The organism is Verrucomicrobiia bacterium, assembly GCA_036268055.1.
In the GTDB taxonomy this organism is placed as follows: Bacteria; Verrucomicrobiota; Verrucomicrobiia; order Limisphaerales; family Pedosphaeraceae; genus DATAUW01.
In genome coordinates this window covers 13,473-27,152 of the sequence record DATAUW010000031.1, presented here as the reverse complement: position 1 = coordinate 27,152, position 13,680 = coordinate 13,473, and the positions used below count along the sequence as shown (strand labels likewise).

Annotated in this window: 9 protein-coding genes; 4 read left to right on the top strand and 5 right to left on the bottom strand. The window is 54.3% G+C overall.

Annotation, left to right across the window (positions count from 1 at the left end):
• Window positions 1–1,563, bottom strand: a 1,563-nt coding sequence (locus VH413_17305) for an ATPase, T2SS/T4P/T4SS family (GenBank protein HEX3800454.1), incomplete at its 3' end; no start/stop codon positions are given.
• A 272-nt stretch (window positions 1,564–1,835) separates the two neighbouring features.
• Here VH413_17305 and VH413_17300 point away from each other — a divergent pair.
• Window positions 1,836–2,816, top strand: coding sequence for a hypothetical protein (locus VH413_17300; GenBank protein ID HEX3800453.1), 981 nt, complete (start codon window positions 1,836–1,838; stop codon window positions 2,814–2,816).
• A 15-nt stretch (window positions 2,817–2,831) separates the two neighbouring features.
• On the opposite strand, the gene mpl is transcribed toward VH413_17300, so the two are convergent.
• The gene (gene mpl / locus VH413_17295) at window positions 2,832–4,235 is read right to left on the bottom strand and encodes a UDP-N-acetylmuramate:L-alanyl-gamma-D-glutamyl-meso-diaminopimelate ligase (protein ID HEX3800452.1); all 1,404 of its coding nucleotides are present in this window, start codon (window positions 4,233–4,235) and stop codon (window positions 2,832–2,834) included.
• Between the two features lie 279 nt (window positions 4,236–4,514).
• Here mpl and mfd point away from each other — a divergent pair, with 279 nt between their 5' ends.
• From mfd to VH413_17280, 3 genes are all read left to right on the top strand, one after another.
• A complete protein-coding gene (gene mfd / locus VH413_17290; protein ID HEX3800451.1) occupies window positions 4,515–8,093 on the top strand; it encodes a transcription-repair coupling factor in 3,579 nt (1,192 codons plus the stop codon).
• 128 nt (window positions 8,094–8,221) lie between these two features.
• The gene (locus tag VH413_17285) at window positions 8,222–9,016 is read left to right on the top strand and encodes an SDR family oxidoreductase (GenBank protein HEX3800450.1); all 795 of its coding nucleotides are present in this window, start codon (window positions 8,222–8,224) and stop codon (window positions 9,014–9,016) included.
• A gap of 177 nt (window positions 9,017–9,193) precedes the next feature.
• Window positions 9,194–9,667, top strand: coding sequence for a hypothetical protein (locus VH413_17280; GenBank protein HEX3800449.1), 474 nt, complete (start codon window positions 9,194–9,196; stop codon window positions 9,665–9,667).
• A gap of 34 nt (window positions 9,668–9,701) precedes the next feature.
• On the opposite strand, the gene VH413_17275 is transcribed toward VH413_17280, so the two are convergent.
• The 3 genes from VH413_17275 to VH413_17265 all read right to left on the bottom strand — a co-directional run bounded on the left by VH413_17275 (window position 9,702) and on the right by VH413_17265 (window position 13,677).
• Window positions 9,702–11,180, bottom strand: a complete 1,479-nt coding sequence (locus tag VH413_17275; protein HEX3800448.1) for a Gfo/Idh/MocA family oxidoreductase — start codon at window positions 11,178–11,180, stop codon at window positions 9,702–9,704.
• Between the two features lie 22 nt (window positions 11,181–11,202).
• On the bottom strand, window positions 11,203–12,210 hold the full coding sequence (locus VH413_17270) for a PmoA family protein (protein ID HEX3800447.1): 1,008 nt from the start codon (window positions 12,208–12,210) through the stop codon (window positions 11,203–11,205).
• A 123-nt stretch (window positions 12,211–12,333) separates the two neighbouring features.
• A complete protein-coding gene (locus VH413_17265; GenBank protein HEX3800446.1) occupies window positions 12,334–13,677 on the bottom strand; it encodes a cytochrome c peroxidase in 1,344 nt (447 codons plus the stop codon).
• Window positions 13,678–13,680: the final 3 nt, after the last annotated feature.

Below are 13,680 nucleotides of genomic sequence, written 5' to 3'. Positions count from 1 at the left end.
CTGCTCCATCGCTTTCTGCGCGATGGTCGTCGAAGACGACCGGTTCAAAATCAGCGGGCGCATCGCTTCATTCAGCACCAGCAATTCGTAAATCGCCAGCCGCCCCTGGTAACCCAGCCCGCGGCATTGCTCGCAACCGGTCCCGCGCATGAAATGCGTCGTCGCAATTTCCTCTTCGGGAAAACCAATCTTCAACAAATAATCGCGCTCCACCTTTTGCTCGGTCTTGCAATGCGGACAAATCGTGCGGACCAAGCGTTGCGCCATGATCGCCTCCACCGACGACGCCACGAGAAACGGCTCGATGCCCATGTCGATCAAACGCGTGAACGCGCTCGGCGCGTCGTTCGTGTGCAGCGTGGAGAACACCAAGTGACCAGTCAGCGAGGCGCGGATGGCGATTTCCGCCGTCTCCAAATCGCGAATTTCACCGACCATGATCACGTTCGGGTCCTGGCGCAAAATATGGCGCAAGCCCATCGCGAACGTCAGCCCGATGTCCGCGCGCACCGCGATCTGGTTGATGCCTTTCAATTCATATTCGACCGGCTCCTCAATCGTGATGATGCGCTTGTGAACGGAATTGATGCTGCTCAAAAACGCGTAGAGCGACGTGGACTTGCCGGAGCCGGTCGGGCCGGTGACGAGGAAAATTCCGTGCGGCTTGAGAATGATTTCGCGAATGGCATTTTCTTCGAGCGTCGAAAAACCGAGCTTCTCAAGGCTCAAGAAAATTTTTCCACGTGTCAGCAAGCGCAGGGAAACGCTTTCGCCATAAACCGTCGGCACTGTGGAAACGCGAATATCAATTTCCTCACCCTTGATGCGGACATTGATACGTCCGTCTTGCGGCAGTCGCTTTTCGGCGATGTTCATGCCGGACATGACCTTGATACGCGAAATGAGCGCCGCCTGGTAACGCTTGAGCTGGGGCGGCATCGGCGTCTGGTGCAGGATGCCGTCAATGCGGTAGCGGATGCGCAACTCATCTTCCGCCGGTTCAAAGTGAATGTCCGTCGCGCGGTCCTTGTAAGCTTCCCAAATGATCTGGTTGACGAACTTGATGACGCTCGCTTCCTGATCGCCTTCGGTGATTTCCTTGTCCTCGCCGACCAGCAAATCAATCGGCTCGTCCTTCGCCATTTCATCGAGGGTTTCCGCTCCGACGCCGTAATATTTCTTGAGCGCTTTCTCGATCTCGATTTTTGGCGCGAGCGCGAAGGTCACCGGACCACCGGCGTTGAAGCGGACGGCATTAAGCATCGCCGCGTCAAAAGGATTGCTGATGACTACTTGAAGTTCGCCGCCCTCAAAACGCGTGGGCAAAACTGAATATTGAAACGCGACTTTCGTCGGAACTTTTTGGCGTGCCTCGGGTGGAACATCCAGTTTAGCCAATTCGAGGAAAGGCCAGCCAAGCGCCTTCGCGAGTTGTTGCAGGAAAACATCTTCGGGCACACCGCGTTCACGGCAAATAAAGGCGAGCAACGATTCCTGAGAACCGTTTTCGGCCGCCACACGCCAAGCCTTGTTCCACTCCTCGAACTGCGCGGGAGTGATCATGGCCACTTGGGCAAAAAACTCTCTGATTGAAGCAAAACCCATCAATTTTCCGATTTTTCGACTGTTCTTATATGCTTAACAACCGAAACCAAATAAAGTTGCGCGAATTTTGCGCCGCATTATTTAGCTTCAGGGTCGGGAACTATAACTGGTTTGCAACAAGTAACAATGGTCTTTTCTCACAAAATGCGTTTGAACGGGTTTTTCAATGATTTTTTTAAAGCCGCCGTTTCTGCACTCGACTCTCAATTAAAGAATGTTACGTTGCTTTCGTGAGCGATCTCCTTATCGGACTGTTGGGCGCTTTGCTGGCGACGAATCAACCTGCCGCCGTCAGCAATCTGGTGACCCAAACCACTGGCCTCACGGTTTCCATTCCCGATCCCAATGACCCGGTTGAAAAGGAATATCACAAAATCACGGCTGACGATGACGCCGCCCAAGCCGAAGTGGACGGCTGGATCCGTGACAACCAAAGTTTTGCCAAAGAAGGCGGCGGCATCAAGGCGAACGAGTTAAACGCAAAAATCCGCAGGCGCTTCGACGGTATCAAGCAAGAGTACACGGATTTTCTAGCGAAACATCCCAATCACATCGGGGCGCATCTCGCGTATGGGAGTTTTCTAAATGACTCGCAGGATGAAGATGGGGCGATAGCGCAATTTGAGACCGTAATGAAACTGGATCCAAAAAATCCGGTGCCTTACAATCAACTTGCCAACGAATACACCCATAGCGGCCCGGTGGACAAGGCTTTTGGCTATTACGAGAAGGCCATTCAACTCGATCCCACCGAACCGATCTATTATCAAAATCTCGCCACGACGATATATTTGTTTCGCAGCAATTCCGTCCCCTACTACCACCTGCCGGAGCAGGAGATTTATAACAAGGCGATGAAGCTTTACGAGCAGGCGATGAAGCTCGATCCGAATAATTTTGAATTGGCCCAAGACGTCGCGCAGACCTATTACGGCATCCGCCCCACGCGCACGGACGAGGCGCTGAATGCCTGGACGAACGCCTTGAAGATCGCGGAAACGGATGTGGAACGCGAAGGCGTTTATCTTCACTTCGCGCGCTTTCAATTAAACGCTGGCCGGTTCGCCGAAGCCCGCCACAATCTCGACCGCGTCTCCAATCCGATTTATAACGATCTGAAAACGCGCCTCGAAAAAAATCTCGCCTTGAAACAAAAGGAGGCGGCGGACACTAACGCAGCGCCGTCCGCGATAAAAGTTGAAACCAAGTAGTCGCGCAGTCGGCGACTATTTTTTCCCGGTGTAATTCAAGCGGTCGAGCAGCTTGCCGTGGATTCCTCCAAACCCGCCGTTGCTAAACACACAAATTACGTCGCCGCCCTCGGCATGTTTTGAAACGTGATACACGATGGCGTCGGCATCGGGCAAATACTCGGCGGTTTTTCCACTAGCCTTGATGTCCTGCATGAGGCGCGCCGGATCAAGGCGTTCGTCGGGTTGAAGCAATTCGAGGCGGGCGATCTGCGATACTACCACTGCGTCGGCATCGGCGAAGGCCGCGGCCAATTCGTCCTGAAAAACATTTCGCCGCGTCGTGTTTGTGCGCGGCTCAAAAATCGCCCAAATGCGATGCCCCTCGAACTTCACCCGCAACGCGCGCAACGTCTCGCGAATCGCCGTCGGATGATGGCCGAAATCGTCCACAACCGTCACTCCGCCGCTCACGCCGCGAACTTCCATGCGGCGTTTCACACCTTTAAAGGTATCGAATGCTTCCTGGATTTGATGATTTTTCAAGCCGCAATGACGCGCCGCCGCAACGACGCCCAGTGCGTTTCGCACATTGAGTTCGCCGAGCAGGTTGATGCGAAATTTAAAACTGGGCATTTCAAATTCAGTGACGGTCGGTGCGAGAGTAATTTTTTCCGCGCGCCAGGCATTGTCGGGACCAAAGCCAAAGCGCTTGACCGGGCAATGCGTCACGTTGAGCAGCGGCGCAAGATTCGGGTCGTCGCCATTGCCGAGCAACTGGCCGTTGCGCGGGATTAAATTGATGAACCGCTTGAAGGCAGTCTGGATCGTGCCGACGTTTTCAAAAATATCCGCATGGTCGAATTCAAGATTATTGATGATCGCAACCTCGGGCAGGTAATGAACAAACTTGCTGCGCTTGTCAAAGAACGCGGTGTCATATTCGTCACCCTCGATGATGAACCATTCGCTATCCGTGAAGCGCGCGCCCTGGCTGAAATTATTGGGGATACCGCCGATGAGATAACTTGGGTTCAGGCCATTGTGCTCGAAAACCCAGGTGAGCAGCGAGGTCGTGGTGGTTTTCCCATGTGTGCCGGACACGACGATGGAGCGTTTGCCGCGAATGAAAAATTCCTTGAGCAATTCCGGCAGCGAACAATAGCGCAACTTTTTTTCCAGCACAAGTTCCGCCTCGGGATTGCCGCGCGAAATGGCGTTGCCGACAACGACAAGGTCGGGTTTGTGCGCGAGATTCGGCTCCGCGTAACCGGACATAAACTCGATTTTCTGGTCCGCCAGGAATGTGGACATGGGCGGATAAATATTTTGGTCGGAGCCCGTGACCTGAAAGCCCTTCTGTTTCATGGCGGCGGCGGCGGACGCCATGGCGGTGCCGCCGATGCCAATAAAATGAACCGAACGAATGCCTGAAAACATAAATTTTTAAAATGACCAGCGCTGAGTCGCAGCAAACCACGAAACAAAAATTACTCCAAGTGAAAAACAAATTTTGATTTTTTTAGCCACGGATGGAACACGGATAAAACACGGATTGAATAAAAAATAAATCGGAGAGAGTTTCTTTCTAATTGTTGTGGAATTTCCAGCCCATCTTTTCTAATCCGTGTTTTATCCGTGTTCCATGCGTGGCTGATTCACCTGCCCCCTTGACGCAAAGGCCGATGGCTGCGAGTTTTATTTTGTCTGACGCAACATTTGTCAGCGCCGGCAGCGGATGATCTCGTCGCTACGGTTTTGAATTCTCCCGCTGTGCAGGCCGTGGCCCGGCGATTGGAGCATGGCGGCGCATTGTCTTGCGCCGGCGTGAGCCCAGCGGCGCAGCCTTTTCTTGCGGCATTGTTGCGCGAGCTTTTTCCGCAGCGTCCGATTGTGGTGGTCACGGACGGCCTCAAGGCGCAGGAAAGCTTTCAACAGGATTTGGAAACCTGGGCGGCGCAATTTGCCGGGCGAAATAACCTGCCGCCAAAATCCGGAGCGGTGCGCCAATTTTTTTATCCTGCCTGGGAAATTCTTCCTCACGAAGCGCGCCTGCCGCATGCGGATGTCATCAGCGAGCGTTTGGAAACCTTGGTTGCGCTCTCCGATTACGCTTCGAACAAAAATCAGCCCGCACCGCTGGTCATCGCCAATGTCGTTGCGCTTTTGCAGCGGACTTTCACGGCTCGGGCAATCAAAGAACGCACACGGACACTCAATCGCGGCGACCGCATTGAACCGCTTGATCTCATCGAATGGCTCGAAGAGCAAGGCTATGAACCCGAAGCGCAGGTGACGCAGAAAGGCGAGATCGCCTTGCGCGGCGGCATCCTTGATGTTTTTTCGCTGACAAGCGCGTGGCCGGTGCGGCTGGAATTTTTCGGCGACGAATTGGAATCGCTGCGCCACTTCGATCCCATCACGCAAGTCTCTCGCGATGCCATCACCGCCGTCACGCTGCCGCCCGGCGGTGAATTAGGAATTCTCAAACGCGCCAGGGGAACTGAAATGAACGGCAATCCGTCTGAACTCGCGACGCTTTTGGATTACCTGCCAGCGGATGCAATTTTTCTCATTTGCGAACCGGAACGTGTCACGGCTCACGCGGATGAATACGAGCAACAAGTTCCGGCCGGCGATCCATTCTTTTGGTCGTGGGAAGATTTTCAGAATGAAATTTCCGCAAAAGGCCTGACGATTTTACGAGTGGTCGAAATCTTGAATGACTCGGCTTTTTCGAGCGAAGAAGAAGTGGTGGAAACTTCTGACGAGAGCGTGATGCTAAACTTTTCTTCGCTGGAAGCTTTTCGCCCGCTTGGCCCGCAAGCGCCAGAGCCACAGATTGCCGAGGCGCAACGCCGTGAATTTTTTGCGCAACTCCATCGCTGGTCGAGGCAGGGCTACGCGGTGCATGTGGCGTGTAACAACGACGGTGAGCGCCAGCGTTTTTTGGAAATCTGGAAAGATTACGGTTTCGACGCCGAAGCGCGGTTGTTCATGCTGACGGGCGCGCTCAGCCGAGGATTTATTTTTGACGAAGCGAAATGGGTGGTCGTAACCGATGCCGAAATTTTTGGGCGTTACAAAGTGCAGCGACCGCGTCGCTTAAAATCACCGCATGCGCAGGCCACGCGTTCAGCGTTGGATATTGATTTCACGGAATTCGAGGACGGCGATTACGTGGTTCATTTGCAACATGGCATCGGGCGTTTTGTCGGATTAAAGGTTTTGCCGATGACCGGCAGGCGAAATGCCGACACGCTTATTTCTTCGGACACGGGGCAGGAATGTCTGGTGATCGAATATGCTCCGGCCGATCCGACGCAAGCCGCGCCGAAACTTTATGTGCCGGTGACCGAGGCCCATCTCGTCAGCAAATATGTAGGCGCGGGCAAAGCGCGGCCGCAACTCAACACTCTCGGCGGCACTCGTTGGGCGAAGGCCAAAGCGCAAGCCGAGCGTGCGGTGCGGGATGTCGCAAGTGAACTGCTGGCCATTCAGGCGGCGCGCGAATCACAGGAGGGTCACTCCTTCAAAGAAGACACGCCGTGGCAGCGCGAATTCGAGGGCGCATTTCTCTACGAGGAAACCCGCGATCAACTGCGCGCCATCAATGAAACCAAGCTGGACATGGAACGTCCCAAGCCGATGGACCGTTTGATTTGCGGCGATGTCGGTTTTGGAAAAACCGAAGTGGCCATTCGCGCGGCATTCAAGGCCGTCATGGACGGACGGCAAGTCGCCGTGCTGGTGCCGACGACAGTTCTCGCGCAGCAACATTTCAACACGTTTCGAGAACGCATGGCGGATTATCCGGTGCGCGTGGAATTGCTGTCGCGTTTTCGCACGCCGCGCGAACGCAAACGCGTGGTGCAGGATTTACCGGCGGGCGCGGTGGACATAGTGATCGGGACGCACCGGCTTTTGCAGGCGGACATCGCGTTCAAGGATCTGGGACTTGTGGTCATTGACGAGGAGCAACGCTTCGGCGTTTTGCACAAGGAAAAATTCAAACAGATTCGTCGCCTCGTGGACGTGCTCACGCTGAGCGCCACGCCGATTCCGCGCACGCTTTATCTCGCGCTCACCGGTGCGCGCGACATGAGCACGATTGAGACGCCGCCGCAGGACCGCCTGCCGGTGGAGACCATCGTTGCGCAATACGACGAACGGCTGGTGCGCGATGCCATCCAGCGCGAGTTGAATCGTGGCGGGCAGGTTTTCTTTTTGCACAATCGCGTCGGGACCATTGAAGCCACCGCGCAAAAATTGCGGGCGTTGGTTCCGCGCGCGCGGATCATTGTCGGGCACGGCCAGATGCACGCGGACGACCTCGAAGAAGTGATGACCAAATTCATCAATGGCGAGGCGGATGTGCTGTTGTCCACCACGATCATCGAAAGTGGCCTGGATATTCCGAATGCGAATACGATTCTCATTGATCGCGCCGACCGCTTTGGTTTGAGCGACCTTTACCAGTTGCGTGGCCGCGTAGGTCGTTATAAACACCAGGCGTACGCGTATCTGCTTTTGCCGCGTCATGCCGGATTGCTGGCTGACGCGCGCAAACGCATCACGGCGTTGAAACAATATTCGACGCTCGGCAGTGGTTTCAAAATCGCCATGCGCGATCTCGAAATTCGCGGAGCGGGAAATATGCTGGGGCCGGAACAAAGCGGGCAGATTACCGCGGTGGGGTTCGATCTCTATTGCCAGTTGTTGAAACAGAGCGTCGCCGCGCTCAAGGGTGAAACCGTGAAACCGCGCGTGGAAGTCCAGGTGCGATTCGATTTCATTGCTTTGAATCCGGGCGAGGAAACAACGGTTGAAAAACCAAAAACGAAAATCAGGGACGCCGCGCCGGATTTTGAAATCAATATTCCGCGCGAAGTGATGACCCATGTGGTCCACGACGCAAAACCGTTGCCGGAAAAAGAACCGGTCGCGCGCACCTCGGCATTCATTCCGCTCAATTATATTTCAGAGGCGAAACAGCGGATTGAATTTTATCGCAAGCTGGCGCAGGCGAATGAAAAATCGGCGCTGGATCAACTAGAGCGCGAGTTGCGGGACCGATTCGGGCAATTACCGGCGGCGGTGGAATTATTGCTGCTCGTGGGCGAAATAAAAATTCTGGCGAGCGAACGCGGCGTGACGGTGATTGAAGTGAAAGACGACAAATTGATGCTCACCCGCAACGGCGACTTCATCATGGTCGGCGGAAAATTTCCCCGGCTCACGAAGAAGGATGCCAAGGCGAGAGTAAAAGAGATCAAACGGCTTTTATTGTCGTTGTGATTTAAAATTGGAATGAGAGGAGCGTGGCTTTTGATTCTCGTTTGCCCAGAGTTAAAACCCAGACTATTCTTTGGCAGCACGGGTGTGTTGATTTTTCTCTAAACCGCGAATGTAAATTTAAACCGATCATGAATCTCAAACTTGAAAATAAACTTGCCCTCGTCACTGGTTCCACTGCCGGAATCGGTTACGCCATTGCACTTGGACTGGCCCGTGAAGGCGCGGAAGTCGTCATCAACGGCCGCACACAAGTCCGCGTGGATGAGGCCATCGCCCGCATTAAAAGCGCGGTTCCTCAAGCCAAACTTCGCGGCGTGGCCGGTGACCTTGGCAATGCCGCCGGTTGCGAAGCCCTCGTTCGCCAACTTCCGCGCGTGGATATTCTCATCAACAATCTCGGTATTTTCGAGGCCAAGCCGTTCGACCAAATTCCCGATGCCGATTGGCTGCGATTTTTTGAGGTCAACGTCATGTCCGGCGTGCGACTCAGCCGCGCTTATTTTCCCGAAATGAAATCGCGCAACTGGGGCCGCATTGTTTTCATCGCCAGCGAAAGCTCGCTCAATATCCCCGCCGAGATGATCCATTACGGCATGACCAAGACCGCGCAAGTGGCCGTCGCCCGCGGACTCGCCGAGATGACTCGCGCCACCGCTGTGACGGTGAATTCCATTCTCGCCGGGCCGACGGCTTCCGAAGGCGTCGGGACATTCGTAGCGCAACTCGCGCGCGATCGCGGCGTCGCGCCTGCGCAAGTTGAAAAAGATTTCTTTGAAAGCGCCCGGCCAAGTTCGTTGATCAAGCGTTTCATTCAACCGGACGAAATCGCTTCCGCGGTTGTGTTTGTTTGCAGTCCGGCCGCTGCGGCAATCAATGGCTCCGCCTTGCGCGTCGAGGGCGGTTGCGTGACCAGCGCATTTTGATCAATCTGATAATTATGTACTTTCTCCGCCAGGCAGCGCCTTTCCCAACGCATCAACATCATAAATTATCCTCATCTAACTTTGCAATAGATTAAAATATCTTATGGAATAATTTGACCAACGTGCTATCTTTCTTTGCGAATTTGTTAGCCGTGAACCATTAACCCGAAGTCACCTATGACAACTGAGACCACCACTGCAAAAAACGACCGGGACATTGTCTGGATCGCTTCCGCTGCCACCGCCGTCGCTCTCGGAACCGTGTTCGCGTCCAACCAAGCGGTGAGCCGCGATGCCAATGGTTTTGTTTTTCACATTTCCGCCTGGACGATTCTCGCGTTCGCCATCGGCGCAGCTATTGGCGTGGCTTATTGGAAAATTGTGGCGATGAATTGGGATGGCAAAGCCTCGCCGTTGCTGCGCGTGGCGTCTTTTGTCCTGCTGCTCGTCGGCATCGGCGCGTTCCTTTCGCCGTTGCGGTTTTTACCTACCGATCAATTTCCCGATGTCGCTAAAGGCCTTGGCATGGACGTGATTGTTCTATCGCTGCTCGGCCTCCTCATGTGGCGCGTCTTCACCTATTTCGGCAAAGATGAAGGAACTGTTGACGCCAACAAGTCCAAGCCCGATTCCGATTCCGACACAAAATAAATCGCGCGTTTTTGCGATCGCGACCAGTTCGTCGTCAGACTTTTTCCGGAACCACAAAGGGCTCGCGATAACTCGCCGCCAGCAGCGCATTCGCATCTGCGTTGGAAGTGAAACGCTCGCTTGGGGGATTCATCGTCAATGCTGTGCCGAGCATCAGCGGAGTCTCGGTCAGGTTCACCGCATTCGCGCCGAGATGTTCCTGCATCCGGTTCAAGGAATCCGCGAGGTCCGCGTTGGCGCGCATGGTTGAGCGCAATTCATCGGGCGAAGTCACTTTGCCCAGGCGATACGAAATATTTCCCGTGTGACAGAGCGCGCTCGAGATGTGCCCCTGCAAAATATCCGCGTGCAGGTCTGAACTTTTCCGGCTGCGCACCGCCGCGATGAAATTTTCGTAATGGCTCGCCTTGCCGTCGAAGGTTTTGATCTGCTTGCCGTCCTTGTCAAAAACATTCACGCGCGTGTAGGAGGGATTCACGATGTAACCGTGTTCGCAATCCACCACCACACCCACATCCGCGCCGCGATAATTATCCATCGCCTTCGCCCCGCTCTTCTGCGGCAAACCGCGCACTTCAAAAATCAGCGGCGCGGTCGGATAATCGTGAAACACCACGAGAGTGTTTGGCGTATTGCCATCGTCCACATAACCGACGCGGCCACCAACGCTCAACACTCGCGGCGATAATTCCGCTTCTCCCAAAAACCACCGCGCGATGTCCATTTGATGGATGCCCTGGTTGCCCAAATCGCCGTTGCCGGTCGGCCAAACCCAGTGCCAGTCGTAATGCAGCTTCGCGCGGCGCAGCGGCTCCATCGGCGCCGGCCCCGTCCATAAATTATAATTCACCGACTCAGGTACGGGTTGTGGGCCAGTCGTCTTGCCGATGCTCGCGCGCCGCTTATAACAAAGTCCACGCGCCACTTTAATTTTTCCGAGATTACCGGCCTGCACCCACGCCACGGCTTCGGCGAGTCCGGGGCTGGAACGGCATTGCGTTCCGGTTTGCACGATGCGTTCATATTTGCGCGCCGCCGTCACGAGCTGGCGGCCTTCCCAAACATTGTGCGACACCGGCTTCTCGACGTACACATCCTTGCCCGCCTGAATTCCCCAAATCGCCGCGAGCGAATGCCAATGATTCGGCGTGGCAATCGTGACGGCATCAATGTCCTTGTTCTCCAACAAACGGCGGATGTCCTGATAACCCGTGACCGGCTGCTTCTTATCCTCAAACTTTTTAACTTCGCGGCCGAGGACATTGCTATCCACGTCGCACAAGGCCACGATGCGGACACCCTTCACTTCCTGCATGCCTTTGAGATGATCCTGCCCGCGCGAATTAAATCCGATCACGGCCACGCGAATATCGTCATTCGCGCCGATCACGCGCGCGTTGATATTCGCCGGCGCATTGGGCTGCGCCTTCAAGGTTGACCACACGCTTAGCGATGCCGCTGTCAACGCAGATTTTTTCAGAAACTGCCGGCGATTGAATTTTTGTTTGCGCATAAAAAAAGTTGGATTGTGGAAATTATTTTTTCTCACTTGCCTTGGCGTACTTGCGATACATTTCGGCCACCTTGCCCTGTTGATCGTCACCCTTATGTATGTAAAACCGATACTTGAACGTCACGCTCTCGCCCGCGGGTATGGTCAAATCACCCGCGCCCGCCGGCTTTTTCTCGAACTCATGCAACCCAAACGGATTGGCCGCGAACAAACCGTAATCACGCACATGCCACGTCGTTGGGTGCCGCGGATTATTTGGGTTATCGAACATCGCCACACCCACGATTTTTCCATTCACCGGGCCGTAGTAATCCACCCAGTCGGCACGCTTGCCCCAGGTATTATTGTCGCGTACGCCTTCACTGTTCACGATGTGCCCCTGCCCCGGCGATTTGAGCTTCATCGTTTCCGCCAGGCGCATCGCCATGCTGCCTTCCTTGGTGTCGTTGAAAGTGACCTTGCCGTTTGAGGCATGGATCGTCACTTCAAAATCGAACAAGCGCGCGTTGGGAATATTATAGACACGAAGAGTCCGGTCATCCGTGCAAACCACGGTTCCATTCGGCGCCACCCATTTATCCCTGGATTTGATGACGCCTTCTTTTGCGCCGGATTTTATTTCGGTAAAACGATCGTGAACAATCTTTCCGAAACCCGCCGCCTCGCTCCAAAAATCCACGCCATTCACCGCTCCGTGCGCGAACCACCACGACCGATGATGCGGATGATCGTGTTCCTCGCCCGGCGGACTCGCCATCGGCCAATTCCGCGTCATCGGCAAACCTTCCGGCCCAATTACGGGATAAAAATAGGGACGCGGAACATCCTGGTAATAATATTCGGTGAACAACTCCCCATTGATTTCCACGCGCACGGTGTTGCTGCCCTCAGTGATCTTCACCCCACCCCGCTTCGCGTCCACGCCGCAGCAATTTTTATCCGTTGCGCAACCCATCGCCAGACTGAACAACCCGCTCATCAAAAATAAAATCGCACGCGATCCGATTTTACGGCTCAGATTTTTAGGCATGATTGAAGCCTAATAAACATCAATCACCTCCTTCAGACAAGGTTTTCCCTCATGGCTAAATACAAGAAATTTTTCCTGGCCGCTTCCAGGCCTTCTCCGAGACTCCACATTTCAATCGCCGGTTCAATTTCCATAATTAAACGGATCGGAAAATCTCGCATCCATGGTCGCGGTCGTATCGGTCAACGTCTTCAGAAAGGCGACCAATGCCGATTTTTGCGCGGTGGTTAGATTTAGTCGCAACGGCGTGCCGCCCGGCCCGCGCAACGGTGGCGAAAGATTTGCATTGCTCACAATTTCAGAATTATAAAATTCAACCACCTGGTCCAAATTAGTGAACCGCCCGTCGTGCATGTACGGCGCGGTCAATTCTATGTTCCGCAGCGACGGCACCTTGAACAACCCCATGTCCTGCGCGCGCGCCGTAATGCCACCCACGCCTTTGTCCACGTAAGGAAATTCCAACCCATTATTAAATATATTCGCGGCCACTTCGATATCGGTGGTGTGACACAAACTGCAAGTCGCCTTGCCGACCTGCCCAAAAAAGATCTGCCGCCCCAGATTTTCCTGCGTCGTCAGGTTGGTAAATCCGATGCTTACGCCCTGGTCATAGCGCGAATTCGTGGTAACGATGGACCGAACGAACTGCGCCAGCGCCACAGAAATGCGATTGGTCGTGACAGCGGGAGTTCCAAAAACCTGCGTGAATAAGTTTGTATAAAACGGCTCGCCCGCCAGGCGAGAAACGAGGGTCGGCAGCGTCATCCCCATCTCGATTGGATTCTGGATTGGCTGCAAAACCTGGTCCTCCAAAGTGGCCGCGCGTTCGTCCCAAAAGAAATGCCCACGTTGGTAATAACGCGCGTTATTCAATCCCATGGCATTGCGCGTGCCGAGGCTTCCGTCAAAACCGACACTGACCGTGCGCGGATCGGCAAAGCCATGCGCGGCCTGATGGCATGACGAACACGAAATGGTTTGGTTCGTGGACAATCGTTTATCATAAAATAAAACCCGCCCTAATTGCGCGCCGGCATCCGTAATGGCGTTCGTGGCTGGCGTATTGTCCTGCACTGAAATCGGCGGCACTAAAAAATCCTGCGGCAAAACAGGGATGTAATCGAAAAGTGCGGATGGAAGCAGCAAAGCCGTATCCAATACGGTTTGCTGAGCCGGGTCGTATGTGGCGCGATAAAATATGCTGCCCGAACCATTGGTGAAACTCTGGTGAAAAGTCCCGTTAAAAACTTTCCACGCGCCTTGTTCATTCCAAGCTGCCAGGTTTGTCGAAGTCATCATGATCCACACGCGGTTGCTGGGATCATTGATGGTGATGCTGTTGCTGCTGACTGCCGTTACGATGCTCAGGGATGCGTTTGCCGGAATCTGAGCGGATGCCAGGGAACTTTTGAATGCAAACACCGCGGCAAGCGCGGCGATTTTGCGGACGTATTTGGATTGCATGAA

Excerpts from the sequence above, each read along its gene's own strand:
- mpl (HEX3800452.1), bottom strand. The coding sequence starts at position 4,235 with ATGTTTTCAGGCATTCGTTCGGTTCATTTTATTGGCATCGGCGGCACC.
- VH413_17285 (HEX3800450.1), top strand. The coding sequence starts at position 8,222 with ATGAATCTCAAACTTGAAAATAAACTTGCCCTCGTCACTGGTTCCACT.
- VH413_17280 (HEX3800449.1), top strand. The coding sequence starts at position 9,194 with ATGACAACTGAGACCACCACTGCAAAAAACGACCGGGACATTGTCTGG.
- VH413_17275 (HEX3800448.1), bottom strand. The coding sequence starts at position 11,180 with ATGCGCAAACAAAAATTCAATCGCCGGCAGTTTCTGAAAAAATCTGCG.
- VH413_17270 (HEX3800447.1), bottom strand. The coding sequence starts at position 12,210 with ATGCCTAAAAATCTGAGCCGTAAAATCGGATCGCGTGCGATTTTATTT.
- VH413_17265 (HEX3800446.1), bottom strand. The coding sequence starts at position 13,677 with ATGCAATCCAAATACGTCCGCAAAATCGCCGCGCTTGCCGCGGTGTTT.